Source organism: Tengunoibacter tsumagoiensis (assembly GCF_003967535.1).
Taxonomy (GTDB): Bacteria; Chloroflexota; Ktedonobacteria; order Ktedonobacterales; family Ktedonobacteraceae; genus Tengunoibacter; species Tengunoibacter tsumagoiensis.
Genome location: NZ_BIFR01000001.1, coordinates 911025 through 933892, shown reverse-complemented (window position 1 = coordinate 933892; position 22868 = coordinate 911025). Strand labels below are relative to the sequence as shown.

Sequence of the window (22868 nt, the reverse complement as noted above, 5' to 3'; positions counted from 1 at the left end):
GATGGATGATGCATGCATCTGGATAATGAGCAGTATTCATACCAGCCCATAGGAATCTATAATCTATGATAGATCAAACGTCTGACAGAGGAAGGCAAGGATATCGCTCTCTTCATCGATCACCTTGGTGGTTGGCTTCCCCATTCCATGACCGGCCTTGAACTCAACACGCAAAAAGATTGGCTTCTCGCCTCCGTTTGCCTGCTGTAGAGTTGCAGCAAACTTACGAGCGTGGCCAGGAACAACGCGGTCATCGGTATCGGCAGTCATAATCAACGTTGGTGGATAGGCCACCCCTTCACGCACATTATGGAGAGGAGAATAGGCATACATAAAGGCAAATTGCTCAGCCGACTGCTCAGCATTGCCATACTCGCCCGTCCAATAACGTCCAACCGTAAACTTATGATAGCGCAGCATATCGATAACGGGGACGCGACAGACCACAGCTCCGTAGAGATCAGGGCGCTGAACTAAACAGGCTGCCACCAGCAGGCCACCATTGCTACCACCCATAATGGCAACACGGCTGGCATGAGTATAGCCCTGTTCAATCAACCATTCAGCCGCAGCAATAAAGTCATCAAAAACGTTCTGCTTATGCTCCAACATCCCTGCTTCATGCCATTCTTCGCCATATTCGTTGCCGCCGCGCAGATTGGCCACAGCATAGATACCGCCTTGCTCAGCCCAGAGGAGCGGCGTAATGCTAAAACCTGGCGTCATACTGATATCAAAGCCACCATAGCCATAGATCAGGACAGGATTGTTGCCATTCAGCGTCAGCCCTTTTTTATAGGTGAGGAACATCGGGACGCGTGTCCCATCCTTAGATGGATAGAATACCTGCGTTGTCTCATAGTTACTGGGATCAAACTTACTCTCCGTCTGATGCCAGAGCTCAACCTTCTCGTCTGCAAATGTATAGCGGAAGATCGTAGGTGGATAAAGATACGAAGTGAAGTTAAAGAAGAACTCATCGCCATCAGGTCTGCCTGATGCATCAATAATTGAGCCCAACATTGGCAGTTCAATCTGGCGCAAGAACGACCCATCTTTGCGATGCACCTGCATCTTATGGTGTGCATCATGCATGTATGCCAGCACAAAATGCTGATGAGCAACGAAAGCAAAGGCCAGCACATCCTCCTGCTCAGCGATCAACTCGCGCCAATGTTCGCACTCAGGTTGCTCAGTATCAATCGCGATTAAACGGCCATGAGGAGCTTGCAGATCCGTCTGGAAATAAAAGGTTGCTCCATCGTTTCCGACAAACTGATAGCTGGCATCCGCTTCATCGAGCAAACGTACAAACGACTGCGTATTCGTCGCCTCATCCTCGTGAGCGCTCAATACGGGTCGATAATAGAGACGATTCTGTGCATCCGTCCCATGCCAGACATTCAGGATCAGGTACTTGCCATCATCAGTAATAAAGGGAGAGAAACCCAGTTCTTTAGCGTCGGGCCGCTCAAAGGCCAGTACATCTTCGCTCTGCGGTGTCCCTAAACGATGCCAGTAGACGGTACTAAAATTGCTCTGATCCTCTGCTGGCACGCTTCCTGGTTCAGGAAAGCGATTATAGTAAAAGCCACTATTATCATGTCGCCAGGCAATGCCACTAAATTTACACCACTTGAGTACTTCAGGATAATCCGTTCCTTCAACGACACGACGAATATGCAGTTCCTGCCAATCGCTGCCACTCTGTGATGTACCATAAGTAAGCAGGCTTCCATCTTTACTAAAGGCAATATTGGTGAGAGCAACAGTCCCATCTGCGCTGAGGGTATTGGGATCGAGGACCAACCGGGCACTGGCCAGTGGATGTTCTCGAGAGCGCTGGACCTGTTTAGGCTCAATATAGAGGAGAGATTGATTCTGTAAACCGGTATTATAAAAAAAGTGGTAAGAATCACCAACTTGATAAGGAGTTGACCATTTAGGATAATCTATCAGTTCTGTATAGCGTGCTTTGATATGCTCACGCATAGGAATAGCATCCAGATAGGCGCGTGTACACTGATGCTGGGCCTGGCTCCACTCCTGCGTCTCCACAGCGGTATCATCCTCTAGCCAGCGATACGGATCTGCTATCTGCCTGCCATGATATTCATCAACGGTCCCATCTCGACGAGCAACTGGCTGTTTCAAATCCTGCTCCTTTGTTCTTGCTGGGTAAGCTGTTCGCTTTCCAACCCACGTATAAACTCGGTAATGATCCCCTGTACCTCATCTAAACGGCCCTGAAAGAAATGGTCAGCGCCCTCGATAGTCATCAGACTTTTTGGTGCAGGCACATCATTAAACCAGTGGCTCGTCAGGTCATAGGGAGCCTGCTCATCCTGGGTGCCATGAAGAAAAAGTTTCGGCTTGTGACACTCGTTCAATAAGATCTCACCAAACATACGAGCTGGCACTCCAAGTCCAATCATTGCCTGTACGCGATCATCATTCGCGGCCACACGAAGGCCCACATATGCCCCAAAGGAGAAGCCAGCCAGAATAGCGGGAACGCCCGGGTAGCGCCGACTCATAAATTCCAGAGCAAAACGCACATCATCCATCTCGCCGCGGCCCTCATCATAGGTGCCAGTGCTATGTCCGACGCCTCTAAAATTAAAGCGAAGCGCGGGAATACCCACAGCCTGGAGCGTCTGAGCGACCTTAAAGACTACCTTATTGTGCATATTCCCCCCATAGAGCGGATGGGGATGACAGACTACTCCAACGAAGGGTGGCGGCGTATCTACTGGCTTGAGAATTCCCTCAAGATGTCCTGTAGCGGTAGGGATATTAATATGCAATACCTGCGACATGCTTTTTTCCTATTCTAGCATCAACCATCGATGAGCCCCTTTGCGCTCATTATTTCTACTATTTAGAAAACCTCCAATACTAAAAGATTACCTGGAGGGGCGGTATTTCCTGGCAGCCTTTAGTGAGCTCAAAATTGTCCGTAGAACCAGAAGCAGGCTGGTCACAATGGTCAATCCAATTAATACAAGTAATGTATAACGGATTGTTGGCACCACGAAGAGAATTGCTAAGAGGGCAAAAACGAGAAGTAAGGCAAAGACCAGATTGTTGATGCCAAATAATATGCTGGTCTGCCGATGCCAGATGGCCTCTTCTCCCAGCACGCGAGCACGTGCCAGCGCTTTTTGCCCCGCCTGAATATTTCTTACAGCGACATACAGTAATGCGCCAATACACAAGACAATAAAAATAATACCAGATATTGCGGCTCCACTGAAATTTATCATCCAGTTCTCCTCTCATTACCGACCCTGTGCGGTCCCCTTTGTACTATAAACTATAACACGCGAAACCCTCAACGTTCTATCCCACACAGCAGGGCGTTCCTGTTCCGGGTCGGTCCTCTGGCATTCGAGAGGGGGTCTCGCATTGGGAAGATTGCGAGGAAGGGGAAAATAACGCATAATGCTATTTATCAGGCGTGGCTGCGGTCTGGTCCGTGTCATCAGCCTCAATAAATTGCCCGATGCGAGGGCCTCTGTGGCCGTCAGAGGACCAACCCAGAATTGGAAAGCCCTGAGATTGAAGATTGTGCTGGTTGAAGAGCAGTCGCGCATCTGAGCTGGACGCGAAAGGTGCTGCCGCTCCCAACCGTACTTTCAACACTCATCTGGCCACCCATAGCGATCACAAAATCGCGCACAATTGAAAGTCCCAGCCCGAAGCCGCCTGAACTGCGCGTACGAGAATGATCGGTGCGATAGAAGCGTTCAAAGATCTGGTCCAATTCAGCTTCCGGAATACCAATACCAGTATCGGAGACGCTAAGCTCAATGCGATTAGGATCATCTGCATAGTGTAAAGCAATAGAGACAATACCACCATCAGGTGTATATGTGATAGCATTACGGACAAGGTTCAGCAATACCTGCGTTAGCCGCTGGCGATCAGCACTGACCATTGGAAGTGAAGCGGCCACTTCATGAATAAGCGTAATCTGTCGTTCGCGTCTGGCCAATGGCATAAGCGTCTGATAGACCTCCTCAACGATCTCACCAACAGCAACTGGTGCGAGCTCAACACGTAGCTCATGGGCCTCAGTGCGAGCAACAGCAAGTAGATCATCAAAAAGAGTTCCCAATCGGATCGATTCGCGATGAACAATAGAGAGATATTGTTGGAGCGTCTCTGCTGCGGGCACATGATTCTCGCTCTCCTGGCAGGCTATCAGGAGAGACTCGATATGTCCCCGAATGCTGGCAACGGGTGTACGGAGTTCGTGTGAGACATTCACAATCAGATCGCTGCGACTCTTCTCAGCCCGGATCGCTTTAGCACGTTCTTGCTCTGCCATCGTGGTTGCCAGGAGAAGCTGGTGGGCACTATCGCTCATTCCTAGCATCACACGTGCCAGTTCGCCCCATAACATAGCCAGCGTATTTGTCACATATAATGGAGAGAGCGTCAGGCCAAAGCCAGTTCCCGCCAGCAGGAGATAGCGTGTAGCATTCACCCTCCCATGAGTGAGAATAGTCGCCAGGCAGGCAAAAGGAGCGGTGAGTATTCCCAGGACCAGCCCAACAAGACCAAAGACGACAATTAAGATAAGCGCCATCACGACAATATAGAAAGAGAAAATTGCACCCGGCAGCTTTAGCAGCAGGAAAACGATGCTCTTCCAGGTCACACCTCGCCCCAGATGTATCTGAATACGCTGAAAATAATTTGCCGTGGATGGAAACGGGGTTGCCATGGGGGGGATCTCGGTCTCCAACCAGTTGATCGCCATCCAGCGCTCAAGGACTGCCAATTTCCACATACAGTAGAAAGAAAGGATTGCGAACGGAATGCAGACAAGATTCACGCTAAGTAGACCAAAGCAGAGACTTGTAATCACCAGAGCAAAAGACAGAATCCCCAGAGGAAGCGTCAGGATCAAATACAGGAGATTGCGATACGTCTCTTTGCGACCAGCGAGGCGCAACAATGCATCTGTCATAGAATCATCCTTACCATTATCTTTAGAGAAGCACCATTTACAAACGTACAGACTTACAAACTTACAAACTTAATATAAACTGATGCCATGTCTAGCATATGACCAAATTGTTACAATTGTATGACAGAGGATGTTCATTCTTTCTTAAAGGCTACAAGTAATGCCACTGTACAGGACATGGTGGAACATTGTACCATAATAAAAGGTTCCCAGAAATGAGACTGTGAAACGTTGCCCTCCTTTGGGCGTAGTGTAGTAGTACGATGAAATAATAATTGTAGTGCAATCGACAGGCGCTAAAGGCACAAAAACAGGTTAAGATGGAGTTATGGGCAGACCTGCCAAAGCAGGGAGAGCAGAGCGACGATAGTACTGAGCTAAGTACACGGCTGCGACGACGGTTGTCGGAACGAGAGATGCTTCAGCTCTGGCGAGAGTGGCTATTGTCTGATTATGTGCCAACATATGGCCGCTCATTGGGAGCCAGCCGTATCTTTCGGCGCTTTTATTGGGTGGATGCCCTGGGCATCAGCCAGGTAAAGCGTTCACAGGCCACTTTACGTTCACAAACGCTCCATTCCATTGAGGAGATCGCGCAGAATCTCACCAGGGAAGAGCGTCCCATCGCTCTGTCAGGGCTGCTTCTGGAGGCAGGTAGCAGTCGCCGCAAAGAACTTTCTCCTGAACAGAGTTCTGCATTATCAATGCCCAAAAAGAGCGGCATCCTGGCAGCTAGCTGGTTAGAGATAAGTTCAACCCTCCTGGCTGGAATGGCTCAGTCGCCCGCCATCTTTCTCCTCAATCCATTGGGGATAAAACTATTTAGTGCTGACGACCTTACCGCAGTAGTGCAGCGTGCCGTACCCACTGAGCTCTTCTTATTGCTTCCTCACAAGCAGATTGAGTATTATCTTCAGCTAGCGCGTAAGAACCCTCAGTCAGCATCTCTCATAACGAACCTTTTGCGTAGCGATCGTTGGAAGACCTTGCCTCAAGATAAGATAGAGCAGCAGATCAGCGGCTTTATTCAGCTTTTCAAGCATACATTGCAGCGCCATTTCCAGCTACCACTGCAAGTCATTTCACTTCCAGTGCCGAATGGGCCAGCCAGCCTGGAGCCTCTCCCCCAGACCTTGCTCTTTGCCACGCGTCGAACGGATAGTCTCTTTGCGCTCAATGATGCCCTCTGTCGTTATCAACGTGAGCGACAGAAGCAGAGCTATGAAGGCGTCCTTGGCGAAGAATGGTTTCAGGCCCAGGCACAGTCGTCCCTGGCCAGTCAGCATAACGAACTGGCCCAACGCATCCATCAACAGGGACAGGCCCAGCGCATTCGCCGCTGGCCCGACCTGCGGCTCCAACTTATTCAGCAGCATTTTGGCTCCTTTACACTGGCTGAATATGACGCTATCCTCCAGGAGTTATTATTAAAGCAGAGCATCCATTGCATCTGGCAAAAAAAATCCTCCCAGCCTGACAAAGAACGAATACCAGGAAACAACGATACACTAATGTGGAACTAGAATCGTAGAAATAAGAGAAAGGAGGCATTACTAGGGGGAAATGTCCGACATGGGGATACCAGACATTTTAGTAATACCTCTTCACAATAGTGTACGTTAAATAATGTCTATTTGGTGGTATTTATGATGACAAATGTAGGAAAACAAGACTAGTTGAAGTAGAACTAGGACAATCAGATCTGGGAGTGGTATTGTGGCGCGAGAAGACATTTCAGCTCGAAATACGCTTAATGAGCTTACTGGTTCGGAGTGGGTGTACTTCACAAAGAGCATTCTGACGACCTCCTATCCCTCGGAGTATAGCCATCATTTACGACGAGCTCATGGCGCAAATAAGCCTCCACAGTTGATGGCGCAACTGATCGAATTTTTCACCAAACCCGGGGCCTGCGTACTGGACCCGTTTGCAGGGGTAGGAGGAACCTTAATTGGCGCTTCGATCTGCAAAAAACCTCGTTCAGCCCTGGGGATTGAGATTAATGCCAGATGGGTTGAGATCTACCAGCATATTCTACAGGAAAATGGCGAGAAGCTTCGTCCGCAACAGATGCTTCATGGAGACTGTCTTCAGGTCCTCTCAACCCTGGAGGCAGAGAGTTTTGATTTTATTGTGACCGATCCTCCCTATAACATTCATTTGCAACAGACCATGTCTGGCAAGGCTTCGCCAGATCTCTATATAAATCGGCATACAACCTATGATATGCGTTCAGAGAGCCCTGCCGATCTCGCGAATCTACCCAGCTATGAGAAGTATCTCAATGCAATGGAGCAGGTCTTTGCCGCCTGCCTGCGCGTCCTCAAGCCAAAGAAATATATGGTTATCATTGTGCGAGATGCCTACCAGAATGGTGAATATGTGTTCACACATGTTGACCTGGCACGTCGGGCCAGACAGCAGGGGCTCATTCCCAAAGGCGAGATTATCTGGTACCAGACTGGCACTCGTCTACGTCCTTATGGCTACCCTTTTGCCTACATTCCCAATATTACCCATCAATATATTGTCGTTTTACAGCGTCCTTGCCTGTAGCTTTCATGTGACTTTTAAAGTCCCTTTAAAAGCGAACCTATCTTAAAAGCGAACTTCTCTCGAAAGTAGCGTCGTTGAAGAAGTAAAAGAGGTTGGGTGAGAAGAGAGGGAAGTTACTAATAGCTGACCTTTACGTCTTCATCCAATAAGTAACAATGCCAGCCAACATGAGATCTGTCGCTACTGTCTACACTCTTCATCTCATAGAGAAAAATGAGGATCAGGTCTACCTACAGGCTTGGTCCGCCGAGTATAATAACTAGAAATATGAAACGGTGTGTGAACGCGCGACCTCATAGAAGAGGATAACCTTTATGCCACGGAAACAGAAACACGATCAGCCCTTCGGTGCTAATAACAATGAACCCACCGATCAGTACAAGGCTTATGAAGCAGCAAGCCTTGCGCAACTCCAATCGACTGATGAATTACTTGAGACCGAGCAGTCTGAACGTACTGCCTTAGCATCTTTCTTTGAGCATGGCGAGAAATACCACGAGGCCGGGAAGCGCGATGTAGAGCTATATATTCGGACATACAATACTTTGTTGCGCAGTTCAGGTGAGATTAGCCTGAAGGCTCTGATACAGGCGCACTATAATATCGATTCAAGTCTGCATCCTGATGCACGCAAACCCTATCCTGATATGTCAGCGTTCATCTATAGTGTGCTTCGTCTCCCCATCGCTATTGCCCGCTGTCAACTTGTCCTATTGGGGCAATCGGAGGAGGTCTTTCAGCAGAGCGGCTTCCCGGTAGCTCGCTGGGAGGCGGTAACTGCCTCAGCTCGTCGCCGTAAATGGTTTTTTGATGGAAAAGAGACCCTGGCCGTCTATGTCGCCAGCGTCAGTGATACTGATGATATCGTCCCTGTCCTGGTGGCATTTCAGATTGAATGGAATAAGATCAACTATCTCTTAAATGCTGATCCAACAACTATGCAGCTGCTGGAGACACAACTGGATCGTAGCTCGCCAGTCTTTGCTGAGATTAGCAAGGTTGTTCGTCAGAGACTGCATATTGCGCCCGATGATTGGCAACGGCTGGAAGTGATCTGGGGCGATCATCTGTGGGAGAAACTGCGTGAGATCGGCAAGGAGCGCAAAAACTTTGCCCTGCGTATGCTGGGTGGCTCTCATGTCGGTTATGTGAAGGCCACGCGCCAGTGGTGGGCCCCTGTCAATCACCTGTTAGAGAGCCTGGGTCTGGATAATCGACCGGTCTACTTTGTCTCCAGCAATACGCACAGCCTCGTGAATGTGCTCTCTGGCTTTGTATTAAATCGTGAAGATGAGCTACTTACATATGCCCAGAGCGGGTCCGACCCCTATCTTCTGGAGGAGTATCACAAGATTAAAAATGGCGAGGTGGCTGGCAACTGGCAGAACTTCCTGTACTTTGTAGCCCGTGAATGGGCGCGGACTCCTGCTGGCAAAGAGGCAGCCCGCAATCGTTTGCAGGAGGGTCAAGAGAGAGGGATCTGGCATCTGGGTGCGCGCCATGGTCTGGAGATCGATGCTCAGATTGTTGATCTCGCTCAACTGCGCAACTATGAAATCGACCCCCGCTGCCGTATGTCCGATGTCGAACGCCTGGCTGAGAGTAACTCAATTATCATTAATATTGATTATCCATTGGGAATGGCGGCCTATCGGATGATGCGCGAGATCATGGAGAATCTCTCTCAGATCAAGGGCATTTATATTCTAGGGAAGGCAGCAACCTTGAATGGCCGTATTGGCGATGTTATGATCTCAAATGTAGTTCTTGATGAACATAGTCAGAACACCTACTGGCTGGACAATGCATTTACTGTTCATGATGTTGAGCCTTTCTTGATCTATGGTTCGGTGCTAGATAATCAGAAGGCAGTCTCTGCCAAGGGCACCTATCTGCAAAATCGCCAGTACCTGGATTTCTACTATCAAGCGAACTATACGGTCGTCGAGATGGAGAGCGGCCCGTATCTTAATGCGGTCTACGAAGATCAGTACCTGACACGCTATCCCATGGGTGAGAATATCAACTTCAGGCGTCTCCCTTATGAGCTTGGTATCCTTCACTATGCCTCTGATACTCCTTATACGCGAGGAAAAAACCTGGGTGCGGGTAGTCTCTCCTACTTTGGGATGGATTCTACGTATGCCAGCACAGTGGCAATTACACGTCGCATCTTTGAACGTGAGATCCGTAGTCTGCCACTATCCTCCCGTGAAGCAGCAAAGCAGACGCACGACAAAGGGCAAGCAACAACCGAAGAGAAAGATAGTCTTGTTCAATAATGTGGAGCATGCATGGATGCTAATCTATCAGGGGTAATCTCGCAGCGCCAGGCCTATAAGGCTCTGGCGCCCAGAGCTACAGGAGTGATGATCAAAGACAAAGAGACGCGCTTTGATGCTCCTTGCCTGCTATTGGCAGATAAGCTTGTGTATATTGGCTGTGTTATACATGAGGCCTGGCATGTCAATCCCCATTATCATGACCACTTCGAACTCTGTTATGTCGCTAAAGGTCAGGGATGGTTTGCGATTGATGATTCCTATTATAAAGTGCAAGCTGGCGACCTGTTTTTGACCCGTCCTGGCGAAGTTCATCAGGGTGGGGCAGCAGGTAACACCGCCTTTAGCCTGTACTATACAGGCTTCCAGCTTCAGCATCTCCACTCGTTAGAGTTAGCCTATTATGCTCTAGATAGTCAGCGCGTAGTCAATGTGCCATCTGAGATGATTCAACAGCTATTTGAAACGATTATATCAGAGCTAAGTCAGAAGCAGAGTCACTACTTAGAGATGGTTCAGAGCCAGTTTAGCGTGCTGCTGGTCCAATCGTTGCGTAGATACGAACAGCAGTCTCAGAGCACAGTCTATGCACCAGCCATCCTGAGCCCGTTGCTGCGGCAGGTCATCTCGTACATTCATACAGAAGTAGGCAATCCTGCCTCTATTCAGCATCTGGCTGAGCAGATGCATGTGAGCCGCTCACACCTGACGCGCGAATTTAAACGTGCGATGGGCATCTCTCTGGGGCATTATCTGCGTTTGCTCTGTATTGAACGAGCCCGACAGGCGTTGCGTGAGAGCTCAGATACCGTTTCGCAGATTGCTAACACCCTCAACTTTCCTTCAATTCACACCTTCAGCATGTTTTTTAAGCGTCAGACGGGACTCTCGCCCCAGGCTTATCGTCAACTGGTCACCTCATCAGTGGATGAGTCAAAGTGTTAAAGAAATGAGCTAAATGAGCAAAGCCTTTTGGTGCTACCTCGGGTAAATTATGCCTGACAGAGTTGTTATCTAGTTTCCTAAGCCATCAGAGGCTTTCCGAGGAGGTACTGGCATGAGTTTTTCAGAGGCAGAATTAGCTCTCTTACCCAGCGATGACGATGTGAATTTTTATCAAGAACATGGATACTATAAATCCAAGAAGATCTTCACGGATGAAGAGTTAGAGCGAGCTATTGCGGGAAGCGAGCGTTTTTATCGCGGCGAGCGTGATCGAGAGATGGTCTTTGAATATCCTGGCTGGCGACCGGAACATGGAGATGTCCTGCGTAAAAATGACTATGCCTCATTACAGAATCGTGAGCTGGCTGCGATTGTGCGCAAGCCTATTCTGGGGGCCATTGCAGCTCGCCTGGCCGGTACAACAGAGATTCGGCTCTGGCATGATCAGCTATTATATAAACCTGTCAGCAATCCACAGAAGGCCGCCAATGTTGGCTGGCATACTGATAAGGGATACTGGAAGACCTGTACATCTGAGAAGATGTTAACCGCCTGGATTCCTTTCCACGATTGTGATGAGCAGATGGGAACCATTACTATGATCGACCAGAGCCAGAACTGGCCCGACAATACAGAGGGGCTCGACTTTTTTAATAGCGATCTAGAGAGCCTGGAGAAGAAATTTCACACAGGCGGGCGACCAGTACGTAAGATCCCTGTCAATCTTTTAAAGGGCGAGGTCAGCTTCCATTCCTGCCTCACCATCCATGGGAGCGGCCCCAATCATAGCACTCAGCCTCGTCGCTCGATTGCAGTTCACATGCAGGATGAGAGTAATCGTTACCAGCAATATGCGTATAAGGACGGCACACTGGCTCGTCACCCTTCAGATAAGCTGTGTCGCCTCATTAATGGCATGCCTGACTATACTGATCCAGACATCTTTCCTGTATTGTGGCCTCTCTCTTGAGACCACTCTGGTCGTAGCAAAAGGCGAGCCCGCGACTATCTGGCGATACATTACCAGATAATCGCGGGCTCGCCTTTATGCCAACTAAATGGCAGCATGATTATTGCTGAATGGGAGGCTGCTGATATTGAGCAGGATTGGTTCCAGATGGCTGCTGATATTGAGCAGGATTGCTATAAGCCTGCGGAGAGGGCTGCTGATACTGGGCAGGATTAGTATAGGGCTGTGCATAAGGATTGATTTGGGACGACTGATAAGATTGTTTGACTGTTGCAAAGCCAACAATGCCTTTGATAAAGACAGCAACACCAAAGATGGCGAAGACAATACCCACAATAATCCAGTATGGATAATACGTTTCTGGATCACCAAAATAGGCTAGATAGGCCACAATTAAGCCCACTGGCGCACAGATAACCCCCGCGATAACCTGATGAAGTGGCTTGCCATTCACAAAAAATGAGCGGTAAAGTAGGCGAATGATAGAATACAAAGATATGTTCTCCTCAAAAAATGCTGCTACTATACGAAAAAAGAATAGAAAAATACATGTTTTTGTATTATTATATCTATATACTATAACGACTGCGATCGAGAATGATAACAGTTGAGTTTACGCGCGTTCGGTTTTTGATTGCCAAGGTAAATTTGCCCCATTTTCTTACTGCTCACTCTCTATTGTAAAGAGAGCTTTTTGACACATTGTAAGCTTGAAACTTGCATAAGATGTTCAGGTTCAGTTTCAACCACAAAGGGAGTATTGTATGGCGCAGATAGAATTAGGTTGGATAGTTCCTGTGGGAAGCAATGAATTAACCAGGAAAGACTTTCTCTCTACAATCAAACAGGGACTTCATACAATTGCTGGTCATTTTGATTCGGTCTGGCTGCCGGATCATCTGCAATTTGGAGATCGACCTTTCCTTGAAGGCTGGACGGCACTTACTTATCTGGCCGCAATGGAGCCAGAGCTTAAATATGGTCATATCGTCCTCTGTCAGCTTTTTCGCAATCCAGCTGTACTGGCTAAGATGGCAGCAACCTTTCAGTACATGAGTCAGGGAAACTTTATTTTAGGGATTGGAGCAGGCTGGCATGAGGAAGAATGCAAAGCCTATCATCTGCCTTTTCCAGGGCCAGGACAGCGTGTGGCAGAATTAGAAGAGGCTTTACAGATTATTCAGGCGCTCTGGAAAGAAGATAACGTCAGCTTTGAGGGAAAATATCATCAGATCACCAATGCCTTTTGTATCCCCAGGCCTGAGCCAATTCCTCCCATCATGATCGCAGCTTTTCAGCCACGTATGCTTCGCCTGACGGCAAAGTATGCAGACTGGTGGAATATCGGTGCCGGTGAGATCGAGAAGACCAGGGAGATGGTTGCTGGATTGAATGCAGCCTGTGAACAGATTGGACGTGATCCAAAGAGCATTCGGCGCACTGCTATGGTAGGTTGTTATTGTGCCAGGGATGAACAGAAGCTGAAGGCTCTGCTTGCAAAGCACCAGGCCCCCTTTCCTCCTGGCTTTACAGGAACGCCTGAGCAGATAGTAGAGCAGCTTCAACCATTGATTGAGCTCGGTTTTGACTACTTTATGGTCAACGCCGGTGGTTTCCCCGATCTGACAACGTTAGAACTGCTAAGCAGTGACGTATTGCCCTTATTACAAAAATAGATCATGAGCCTTACACCTTCGTTTCACGTGGAACATCACTTGAGTGCGCGCTTTGCCTGTGGATTACGCACCAGTATGAGCATCTGAGCGTCATGATGGAGAGCAGATGGGCATACATTGCCTTACAACGCTCCTCTGAAAGACCCGGGGTTCATGCCGGGTGGTGAACCTTTTTCGTGAACATCCATCTACCGATGGTTGATAATGGCCGCGAGCCCTGCCAGGGATCGCGGCCACGGTTTTATATGGTTTGATATGGTTTGATACTAGGGGACCAGCCGATTGAGATCGCGTGGGAAGGTCGTCGTCAGTTTGACGTTAGGAATGCCAAGCAACTGCATCAGGAGGCGTTCAGAGCCAATGGCAAAGCCACCATGAGCCGGCATACCATATTTAAAGGCCTCCAGGTAATACTCAAATGGCTCGATTGGTAACTGAGCCTGTTGGAGTGCTGCCAGATAGGCGTCATAGCGATGAAGGCGCTGTCCACCCGTCACCAGCTCGATGCCACGGAAAAGCAGGTCGAATGAGTTGGAGTACTCAGGCCGTTGTGGATCAGGATGGGTGTAGAAAGGCCGTTTGCGCATGGGATAGCCGGTCACATAGAGAAATGCACTCCCAAATTCCTGTTGCGCCCACTCACCGAGCCAGCGCTCATCCTGTGGAGAGAGGTCTGGCTCTCCGCGTACATCAACCCGATGGAGCTGGTAGATCAACTCCTGAGCATCCGCAAAATGAATCTGCGGAATCACCTCAGGTACCTGAGGCATCTGAGCTCCCAATAAGGTTAACTCAGCCGCATAATTTTCTGTCAGATGAGCAAGAATTGCCGCCAGCACTGTGCGTAAGAGAGCCATAATCGTTGTATGATCTTCAATAAAGCCCATCTCAGCATCCAGACTGACATATTCATTGATGTGACGCGTCGTATCATGCTTCTCAGCGCGAAAGACTGGACCGACTTCAAAAACGCGTTCAAAGACTCCCACCATAATCTGCTTATAGAACTGAGGGCTCTGGGCCAGGAAGGCTGGTCGACCAAAGTAGTCCAGCTCAAAAACATTGGCACCACTTTCAGTTGAGGCCGCAACAATCTTCGGTGTCTGAATCTCAGTAAAATGGCGCTCACTCAGCGTCTGTCGGAAGCTAGCCATAACACCCGCTGAGAGCCGAAAGATCGCCCGTCTCGTCGGATGGCGGTTCGCTATAACGGCATGATCCAGCAAGGTTGCAATGTTTGCGGAGATCTTGCGCTTATTCAAAGAAAGAGGAGGGATCTCCTGTATTGGAAGCACAACCTCTATATGAAGCTCATGGAGCTCGACGCCGCCAGGAGCCTGGGGCTCGCTAACCACCAGGCCTTCAATAGTCAGCAGGCTTTCCAGTCCAGCCTGACCTTCCGTAAGTGGCGCTAGCTCTTGAGCATGTTCAGTAACCGCTTGAATGGTGCCCCAACCATCGCGCAGAATCAGAAAGGTAATACCGCCCATCTGGCGTAGCGATTGCAGCCAACCGGAGATACAGATACGTTCTCCCACATGAGATGGAATAGCAGAGGTCAGGATACGCTTTTTCATGGCATAAAGCTCCCTCGCCCAGACCTGATCAGCAGGAATGGGTGTAGTAATCTATCTATCAATGAGCGCAGGCTTGCCGAATGGGAAAGGCGGGGAAGACACTCGACAAACCTGCTTAGCTTGATAGACAAACTACCAGGTGTCCTCCTCGCGATCGTTATCGTCGCTATCCATGTCAACAGTCCTTTTAGAATCTGGAGGCAATAAAAAAACCCTCGCTCCTCTCTTCTGGAGGACGAGGGCCTGAAGGCCAATCGTGGTACCACCACCATTTGTTCTATTCGCAAAAACTTGTACAAAAAAATTGCGAATAAAGAACCTTATGCAGTTAAGCCATATAAAATCAGGGCCAACTGCCACGCGTTAACGGGCGTATCCCGAAGACCAGCTACCGACGTTTTTACGATCATTCACTGGTTGGCTCATGGGTGTCATTGCCAGGGGCTAGCAACGATGCTCTCAGCATTTGCATCGCTCTCTGCTACCAGCGGAACCTATCAATCTGTCCCAATCAATGCCTCTACTTAAATGTTACTATTAACTATACACTATTTTTGTCCAAAAGTCAAGGGTATTTTCACATTTTCAGAATTACAAAATCGTGGCCGAATACAATTGCAAATCTTGCTCATACCCGGGTGTATGATGAAGAGGCTCTTTCCCCTGTTCCACCTCAACTATCGTCACTCCTTCATGGCTCAACTTGAACATTGAGCTATGGAGGGGCTCACACAGCGGAGTGGCAACAGTGGAAAGAGACAAGCAGCTTTCCCTACTTTACAGTGTTTTATAGCTGAAATAGTGTAATATATGGCAAGACAAGTAGGGAAGGTCGCTTGTCTCCTTCTATGGTAAGATGCAGGTAAGCCCTTTTGATCACGGGCGAGAGCAGGAAAAAAACCTGTTCAACAGACCTGCCAGGGGAAAGACTTTTGTCTCCACACGGCTTGACCGCTATCGGAAGATCGCTCTTCCCTTGGCAGTATTCCTGGGTCCATCGATGATTGGAGGGTCGTTGCTTCGAGCACCACAATAGAAGGACCCGATGTCCCAGGAGTTGCTCTCAGAAAGGATCCATGCGATGTGGTACGTTGGATTGGATTGGGCGGATCAACACCATGATATCGTGGTGCTCGATGAAGCTGGTCGCCGGGTGGGATCTCGACGGGTTCCTCATAGCCAGGAAGGCTTGGAAGATCTCAAGCTGTTTTTGTTGAACATCACCCCTCATCTTGAGGAGATCGTCTGTGTCGTCGAGACCAGCCATGGGCTGCTCATCACCTTTCTGTTGGAAACGGGGATTCCTGTCTACCCCGTCAACCCCAAAACGGCCAATGCCCTGCGCAAAGCGGCAGGAGCGAAGACGGACCAGATTGATGCCTATTTGCTGGCCAAAACAGGACGCTTCGATCAGGCTGAGTTGCGCCGTCTCGCTCCTGATAGTCCCAAGGTGCAAGAATTGAAGACCTTGACGCGCGATCAGGATGCGCTGGTGCAGATGCAGACGCGACTGGTCAATCAGTTGACGGCGTGCCTCAAAGACTATTACCCTGCCGCGTTGACGTTTTTCGCCAAATTGCAGCAGCACTCCACCTTGATCTTCTTGCACACCTATCCGACGCCCGAGGCTGCCGGTGCGGCCTCGATTGAGGAGATGGAAGAGACCTTGCGTCAAGGGAAGCACCGCAATCCTGCTGCCGTCGCGAAGACGATCGCTGCCGAACTGAGCCGACCGCATCTGCGTGCGAAGGAGGTGATCGTTCGCACCAAATCACGCCTGGCCCTCTCGTTGATCAAACAACTGCTGGTGGTCGTCGAGGACATTGCAGCCTATGAGAAAGAGATTGCCACCCTTTTTTTGACCCATGAGGATCAGGAGCTGTTTGCCAGTCTGCCTGGTGCGGGTCCACGTCTGGCCCCTCGGTTACTTGCCGAATGGGGAGATGATCGGACCCGCTACCAGGATGCCGGATGTGTTCAGACCCTGGCTGGGACCGCCCCCGTTCCTTTCAGCAGTGGCAATTTCGCCAGAGCGCACAAGCGCTTTGCCTGTGTGAAACCGCTGCGCAATGCGCTCTACCAGTTTGCGTGGGAAAGTATCCGACAAGAAGCCTGGGCACGAGCATACTATCGCCGCAAACGGGCTGAAGGCAAGAGTCACAGCATGGCGGTGCGTGCGTTAGCTCAGATCTGGGTGAGAATTCTCTATCGCATGTGGATGAACAAGACGTGTTACCAGACGGAGACCTTTGAGGCCGCTCAACGCGTGCATGCCAAGCGCGCAGCGTGAGATCTCGTCAGGGCGTAGTGATCCGTTGGTCGACAAAAAAGAGAGCAACCTCTTTCGTTTTTGCCTGTGGCGAGGCATGGTCTTTTTTCGCCACGCAAGCTATGGGCTGTCAAGCCGCTTCGCTTTCCTTGACAGCCCATGGCAGTGTGGTACACGTGCGCATGTCTGGCCAGAGCGGCGCATGTCTTCATCGCCTCCCTGTTCTTTTCCGCTCTGTTCCTTCTGCGTTTTTCGGACTTGACATAGAGGGTCTTCCGCAATCTCGAAGCTCAACAATGGTACCCCCACCATAGCTTCTGTTCCCATGTCCCGTTTCCTATTGAGCTATGGAGGGGCTCATATTACAGAGCCCGAACCGTGGAAAGAGACGCCCTACTTAAGATTGTTATAAATGCTCTAGAATCTATTTCGATCGCTAAGAGACTATCGTGATACGCTCTGGTTGTTGTCAGCTATGCTATACTTTTTTGTAAGATGGATGTTGTAGAAACTCAGGCCGAAGCACCGCATACAACCAGAGAACGTGGGATGATCATCGAAAGCCTGCTTTTCGTTGCTGGCCGTCCCCTGGAGCGTAGCGAGCTGCGTAAATTATTAAATTGCGACGATGAACAATTAACGCAGGCACTCCACCAGCTCGAGAGAGAACTAGTGGAACGCCTGCGTGGTATTCGTCTACAACGGCTCAACGAGCAGGTACAACTGGTCACTGCACCAGAGCATGCCCGTTATGTAGCCGCGCTCCTGGGTCTGCCCCTGACCGCTAAGCTCACATCAGCAGCTCTGGAGACCCTGGCAGTCATCGCCTATCGTCAGCCCATTACACGTAGCCAGATCGAAGCCATCCGCGGCGTCAATAGCGATCGTGCACTGGCGAGCCTTCTTCAACACGGCCTGGTCTCTGAAGTGGGTCGCGCACAGACGATTGGCCGTCCAGCGCTCTTCGCCACTACACCAGATTTTCTACAGCAGTTTGGCCTGACGACGCTAGAACAGTTGCCAGGAATTACACCACCACAACCCTCTGATCAAACAATGCAAGATAATGCAACCACACTCTAAAATCCAGGTAACAAGAAAGAAGAAAGAGCTCTATGCGCATTGGCCGCCATATGCCCACCAACTCCAAACCGCTCAAGGCCGCTCAGATTGCCCAGCAGATCGGCTGTGAAGCGATGCAGATCTTTGCCAGCAATCCTACTGCCTGGAAACCGCCAGCCGATGATCCCGAAGGATGTACAAACTTTGCCCAGATGGCCCGAGAATGCAAACTTGACCCCATCGTTCTTCATGCACCCTATCTCATCAACCTGGGGGCACCCGATGAGAGCAATTGGGAGAAATCGATTCATCTTTTGACATGGACCCTTCAACGTGGTGCCCTGTTAGGCGCAAAATATGTCGTTTTTCATACAGGTAGCCATCGTGGTGCTGGCACACAGGCCGGAATCGACCGCGTCATTGCAGGTATAGAACGTATTCTGCCAGCAACACCAACCGAAGTAATGCTGTTACTCGAGAATGATGTAGGAGCAGGCCATTCGCTTGGACATAGTTTTGAACAACTGGCAGCGATCCTGGCTTATTTTTCCCAATCTCCTGGCTATGATCAACGGTTAGGGGTCTGTCTCGATACTGCCCATCTCTGGGGAGCAGGGCACGATCTCTCAACCGCAGCCTCAGCCCTGGCAGTGCTGGATCATTGCGATGCCACCATTGGATTAAAGCGTGTTAAAGTGATTCATCTCAATAATACAGAGAAAGAGTTGGGCAGCCATCGTGACGTGCATTCACGCCTGGATGAAGGATTGATCAGTCGCGAAGGGCTAAGCACTTTTTTAAGTGATACACGTCTGGCCCATGCCAGTGCACTGATGGAGACCCCCATCAAACTGGATGAGCAAAAGAAAGAGGATTGGGTTCACGATGCAGGAGAAGTTGCCAAAGCCAGGGCCTTACTTACCTTCTAAGGGTCACCAGATCGTCAGAAAATGAAGCCATGCAGGTTTTCAATCCTGGTCACTGGAACCAGTTGAGTTGGCAGAGCTGTAGGCGCAGGCGTCTCAACAGGGGTTGGCAGAGCGGTGGAAACAGGCGTCTCAGATGGGCCAGGTAAGGGTGTAGCGGGAGTTGCAGTGACAGAGGCCGTTGGCGTAGGGGTGACAGTCAGAGCGGTCGCCGTTGGGGTCACCCCTGGACTGGGCATTGCCGTCGGAGTTGGGGTTGGATTTGGACTGCCAGTCATCGCACTTACCATTACTGAGACGGTAATCGTAGCTGGCAGGCCCGTTGATGGGGTAAGCACCACAGTAGCAGTATAAGGGGTAGGACTGGCAGCCAGGCCAATGACATTGATGCTAAAGACAAGTGGTGAGCTCCCACCAGATGCATCACTTCCACTCGTCGCACTCAGACTGAGCCACGATTGGGAAGGGCTCCCAGCCGTCCAACTTAAGGTATTGCCGCCTGTATTACTGATGGTCAGCGTCTTGTCAGCGGGGTTGGTTCCCACAGTGGTCGTGTAATTGAGCGTCGTTGTACTTACTTGCATGGCAGGAACAGCCACATTAATGGTGATTGGAATCGTGATTGGGCTTCCAGCCGTTACCCCACTCGTATTTGGATCAAGCGCACTAATCACAACGCCCGTATTATAGGTAGTCCCTCCAGTCAGGCCAGTAGCATTGATCTGAACGGTCAGGGTGGTATTTCCTTGCAGATTATATCCCGAAGTCGCTGAGAGCGTCACCCATGAGGGTGCTGTGGACTGCAAAGCCGCCAGCCAGTTCAAAGGAAAGCTCCCAGTATTGCCAACTGTCACCACCTGAGATTGATTTCCCGTCGCAACATTAAAAATAATCGAGGACGGGCTCGCAGTTAGATGAGGAGCCGTCTGAACCACCAGGCCCACATTTAGCAACTGTGGGCTTCCGGCCAGTGTGAACCCACTATTCTGACCAGCTAATGAGATGCTTCCACTATAGGTGGCGGTGGCCAGGGCACTCGAAGTAACACTGACAACAAAGCTCGCAGTAGTGCCTGCTGTAAGCGTACCCTGGACTGGCGAGATACTCAGCCAGCCCGTACCTGAGTTTAATACGACTGACGGAGTAATTGTTACAGTACCACTACAGGTGCCCGTCACTCCCACTGTAAAGGTCTGAGTTGCAGGATTCACTCCAGCTTCAGCCGTAAAATTAACGCTTGCGGGCACTGGCGCCTGTAATGTGCAGGGAGGCTGAACTGTCAATGTAACCTGAACTGTTTGTGGGCTTCCAATGGCCGTATGCGTCACACTATCCTGAGCGGCCACAACCACGCTTCCCTGGTATGTCCCCACTGCGAGGCTAGAGAGAGAGACACCAATAGGGCTGGTAGCACTACCTCCAACGGTCAGACTCCCACTGGCAGCAGCTGTCAACCAGGAACCACCTGAAACGGTAGAGACAGTACTGGTCCAATTTAAAGCATTCGTGCAGGCTCCCATAGTAGATAGAGTGAGTGGTTGGGCAGCAGGGCTTCCCTGTCCTGCAGGTCCGGCAAAGCTCAACATACCTGGCGAGACCTGAAGCGTACAGGGGGCCTGCAAGCCAAAGCTCACAGGAAGCAGAAAGGGGCTGCCCACGGCATTCTGGCCTATATCATTGGTCCCAATAATGCGTAGTGAACCCGGATAAGTGCCAGATCCCTGGCCCGTAAGAGCATTCGCGTTGACTGTAAGATCAATCGACTGATGAGGCAAAATAGTTCCTGAGGTTGGAGAAACTATGAGCCAGGCCCCACCACTCCCCGTCGATGCACCAGCATTCCAGATGAGTGGGCTCTCTCCACTATTTGCCATATGCACGACCTGAGTACTGGTAACTATATTACCTGCAACACCACTAAACGTTAATGAAGTGTTACCTAGCGTTATAATTGGCGCAGAGGGCTGCCCCAGCGTCAGATTAACCAGCAGAAGCTGTGTTCCTACCGATGAACTAAGCGTTACAGAACCGCTGTAGCTGCCTACTTTCAGGCCAGTAGAATTAATCCCAATGGTAAGAGAATCAGGTGTCACACCATTCTTATCACTGACTGTTAGCCAGTTCGTACTGCTGGAGGCATGCCAGCTAACAGGATTATTGCAGCTAGCACCAGCACTTATCGTTACACTCTTAGGCATAGGAGCAGTCTGATCGGCAGCTCCCGCAAACGAAAGAATCGCAGACGAGAGTTGAAGTGTGCAGGGAGGCAAAACTGTTACGCTCACATAAATATTCTGGGGGCTATGCAGGACACCTCCTACCGCTTGAGCAGTCAAGGTCAGTGTCCCATTGTAGGTACCTGGCAGGAGCACACCGGTATTGACACTTACCGTAACAGTTGTGCTAGAATTGGCGCTCATTGTCTGGCTATGAGCTGAAGTCATCAGCCAGGACGAATCTGAGTTCAATGACCATTGCATTGATTGTGCGCCGGGATTGCTAATCGTAAAACTCTGAGTGGCTGGAAGCGCTCCTCCATCAGTGGCGGTAAACGAGAGCACCACTGGGGAGACCTGTAATATGGCCTGATGGCTTGCATCCAGCGATGTTACCTGCATTGTCACTGGCAATACAAGATTACCAGCGTCGGACGAGAAGAGCACCTGAGCAGTATAATCCGCCGGACTGATCTGGGATCGGTCGACCGCTATCTTTACCTGCAACGGATTGGCGCGTGAGAAGCTACCACTACGGGGGCTTAACATAAGCCAGGAGGCTGTTGTATAACCCTCCCAGGTGATCTGTCCATCGCCAAGATTAGTCAATGTCACCGTCTCTGTGCTATTAGTAGCCTGATCGCCCGCACCAAAATCGAGGCTCGTAGCAGACAGCTCTAAATGGGCTGGTCGTAAGGCAACACCATGGCCCGTTACTGTAATGGGAAAAGAGATCAGCTTATGGGTTCCGGCATCTTCGGCGTTCAGGGTATGGACGCCATTGCTCCAATCATTCTCAACCAGGATGACATCCACAAAGTTTCCCTGTTTATCAGCACGAATAAGAGCATCTCGCTCAACATTGCGGATAGGGATAGCGGCATCGCGTGTTAAGGCAATCTTTCCTAGAGGGGTAAAGCCGGCGCCATGCAAAATAAAGGTCATGCCTGGAGATACTTCATGCTGCGAGATCTGCAAGGTCATTCCAGTTCTCTGAGGGGTGGGCCCCAGCCCTTTTCCTAACACACTGACCAGACCAAAGCCTGCCCCGAGAAGCATAAATAGTGTGCAGGCACAAAGCCAGAAAAAAAGCACCGGTGGCAATCGGCGCCATAATAACAGCAGAGGATGCCATGGAGCCGGGAGAGGAGGTGGCGGGAGAGAAGGACGGGGCGGATAACTTGTGTGATGGCTCTGAGGACTCTCTACTACTTTATGCCAGGTAGATTGAGGCAGGGGGGGTAGATCCTGACTCCCTTCGTCACCGGTACGCCCTACCTCCTGAGGCACAGGAAAGAGAGGTGAAGTCACTAATTCAGGCCGCGAACGACGCAAAGATCCTTCTGGTGTGAGAGGATCTTTCGACCGCAAACGTTGCATCAACTTCTCTTGAGCCAAATGAGGGAAAAAA

Annotated in this window: 16 protein-coding genes; 9 read left to right on the top strand and 7 right to left on the bottom strand. The window is 50.1% G+C overall.

The window, feature by feature from the left end; all coding sequences use genetic code 11:
- Positions 1–63: 63 nt before the first annotated feature.
- From EL628_RS03615 to EL628_RS03600, 4 genes are all read right to left on the bottom strand, one after another.
- Entirely contained in the window at positions 64–2154 is a 2091-nt protein-coding gene (locus tag EL628_RS03615; protein WP_126578428.1) for a prolyl oligopeptidase family serine peptidase, read from the bottom strand.
- Positions 2151–2819, bottom strand: coding sequence for an alpha/beta hydrolase (locus tag EL628_RS03610; RefSeq protein WP_126578427.1), 669 nt, complete (start codon positions 2817–2819; stop codon positions 2151–2153). Before EL628_RS03610 ends, EL628_RS03615 begins: the two co-directional genes overlap by 4 nt.
- A gap of 87 nt (positions 2820–2906) precedes the next feature.
- Positions 2907–3266 (bottom strand): hypothetical protein, encoded by a 360-nt coding sequence (locus tag EL628_RS03605; protein WP_126578426.1) that lies wholly within the window; start codon positions 3264–3266, stop codon positions 2907–2909.
- 260 nt (positions 3267–3526) lie between these two features.
- Positions 3527–4978, bottom strand: a complete 1452-nt coding sequence (locus tag EL628_RS03600; protein WP_126578425.1) for an ATP-binding protein — start codon at positions 4976–4978, stop codon at positions 3527–3529.
- A 320-nt stretch (positions 4979–5298) separates the two neighbouring features.
- On the opposite strand from EL628_RS03600, the gene EL628_RS03595 reads away from it, so the two are divergent.
- The 5 genes from EL628_RS03595 to EL628_RS03575 all read left to right on the top strand — a co-directional run bounded on the left by EL628_RS03595 (position 5299) and on the right by EL628_RS03575 (position 11731).
- Positions 5299–6501, top strand: a complete 1203-nt coding sequence (locus tag EL628_RS03595; RefSeq protein WP_126578424.1) for a hypothetical protein — start codon at positions 5299–5301, stop codon at positions 6499–6501.
- 193 nt (positions 6502–6694) lie between these two features.
- The gene (locus EL628_RS03590; protein WP_161975253.1) at positions 6695–7534 is read left to right on the top strand and encodes a DNA methyltransferase; all 840 of its coding nucleotides are present in this window, start codon (positions 6695–6697) and stop codon (positions 7532–7534) included.
- A 314-nt stretch (positions 7535–7848) separates the two neighbouring features.
- The gene (locus EL628_RS03585) at positions 7849–9816 is read left to right on the top strand and encodes a DUF6909 family protein (protein WP_174719951.1); all 1968 of its coding nucleotides are present in this window, start codon (positions 7849–7851) and stop codon (positions 9814–9816) included.
- Between the two features lie 12 nt (positions 9817–9828).
- Entirely contained in the window at positions 9829–10761 is a 933-nt protein-coding gene (locus tag EL628_RS03580; protein WP_126578422.1) for an AraC family transcriptional regulator, read from the top strand.
- A 112-nt stretch (positions 10762–10873) separates the two neighbouring features.
- The gene (locus tag EL628_RS03575) at positions 10874–11731 is read left to right on the top strand and encodes a phytanoyl-CoA dioxygenase family protein (RefSeq protein ID WP_126578421.1); all 858 of its coding nucleotides are present in this window, start codon (positions 10874–10876) and stop codon (positions 11729–11731) included.
- A 100-nt stretch (positions 11732–11831) separates the two neighbouring features.
- Here EL628_RS03575 and EL628_RS03570 read toward each other — a convergent pair whose 3' ends face one another.
- A complete protein-coding gene (locus tag EL628_RS03570) occupies positions 11832–12224 on the bottom strand; it encodes a hypothetical protein (protein WP_126578420.1) in 393 nt (130 codons plus the stop codon).
- 271 nt (positions 12225–12495) lie between these two features.
- Here EL628_RS03570 and EL628_RS03565 point away from each other — a divergent pair, with 271 nt between their 5' ends.
- Positions 12496–13407, top strand: coding sequence for an LLM class flavin-dependent oxidoreductase (locus EL628_RS03565; protein ID WP_126578419.1), 912 nt, complete (start codon positions 12496–12498; stop codon positions 13405–13407).
- A gap of 266 nt (positions 13408–13673) precedes the next feature.
- On the opposite strand, the gene aspS is transcribed toward EL628_RS03565, so the two are convergent.
- On the bottom strand, positions 13674–14984 hold the full coding sequence (aspS, locus tag EL628_RS03560; RefSeq protein ID WP_126578418.1) for an aspartate--tRNA(Asn) ligase: 1311 nt from the start codon (positions 14982–14984) through the stop codon (positions 13674–13676).
- Between the two features lie 1081 nt (positions 14985–16065).
- Between aspS and EL628_RS03555 the strand changes: the two genes are divergently transcribed.
- From EL628_RS03555 to EL628_RS03545, 3 genes are all read left to right on the top strand, one after another.
- Positions 16066–17274, top strand: a complete 1209-nt coding sequence (locus EL628_RS03555; RefSeq protein WP_126578417.1) for an IS110 family RNA-guided transposase — start codon at positions 16066–16068, stop codon at positions 17272–17274.
- 528 nt (positions 17275–17802) lie between these two features.
- Entirely contained in the window at positions 17803–18336 is a 534-nt protein-coding gene (gene scpB, locus EL628_RS03550; protein ID WP_218028862.1) for an SMC-Scp complex subunit ScpB, read from the top strand.
- A gap of 32 nt (positions 18337–18368) precedes the next feature.
- Positions 18369–19244 (top strand): deoxyribonuclease IV, encoded by an 876-nt coding sequence (locus EL628_RS03545; protein WP_126578415.1) that lies wholly within the window; start codon positions 18369–18371, stop codon positions 19242–19244.
- 14 nt (positions 19245–19258) lie between these two features.
- On the opposite strand, the gene EL628_RS03540 is transcribed toward EL628_RS03545, so the two are convergent.
- Positions 19259–22837 carry a BACON domain-containing protein gene (locus EL628_RS03540; RefSeq protein ID WP_126578414.1) on the bottom strand — a complete coding sequence of 1193 codons (3579 nt, stop codon included), beginning with the start codon at positions 22835–22837 and terminating at the stop codon, positions 19259–19261.
- Positions 22838–22868: the final 31 nt, after the last annotated feature.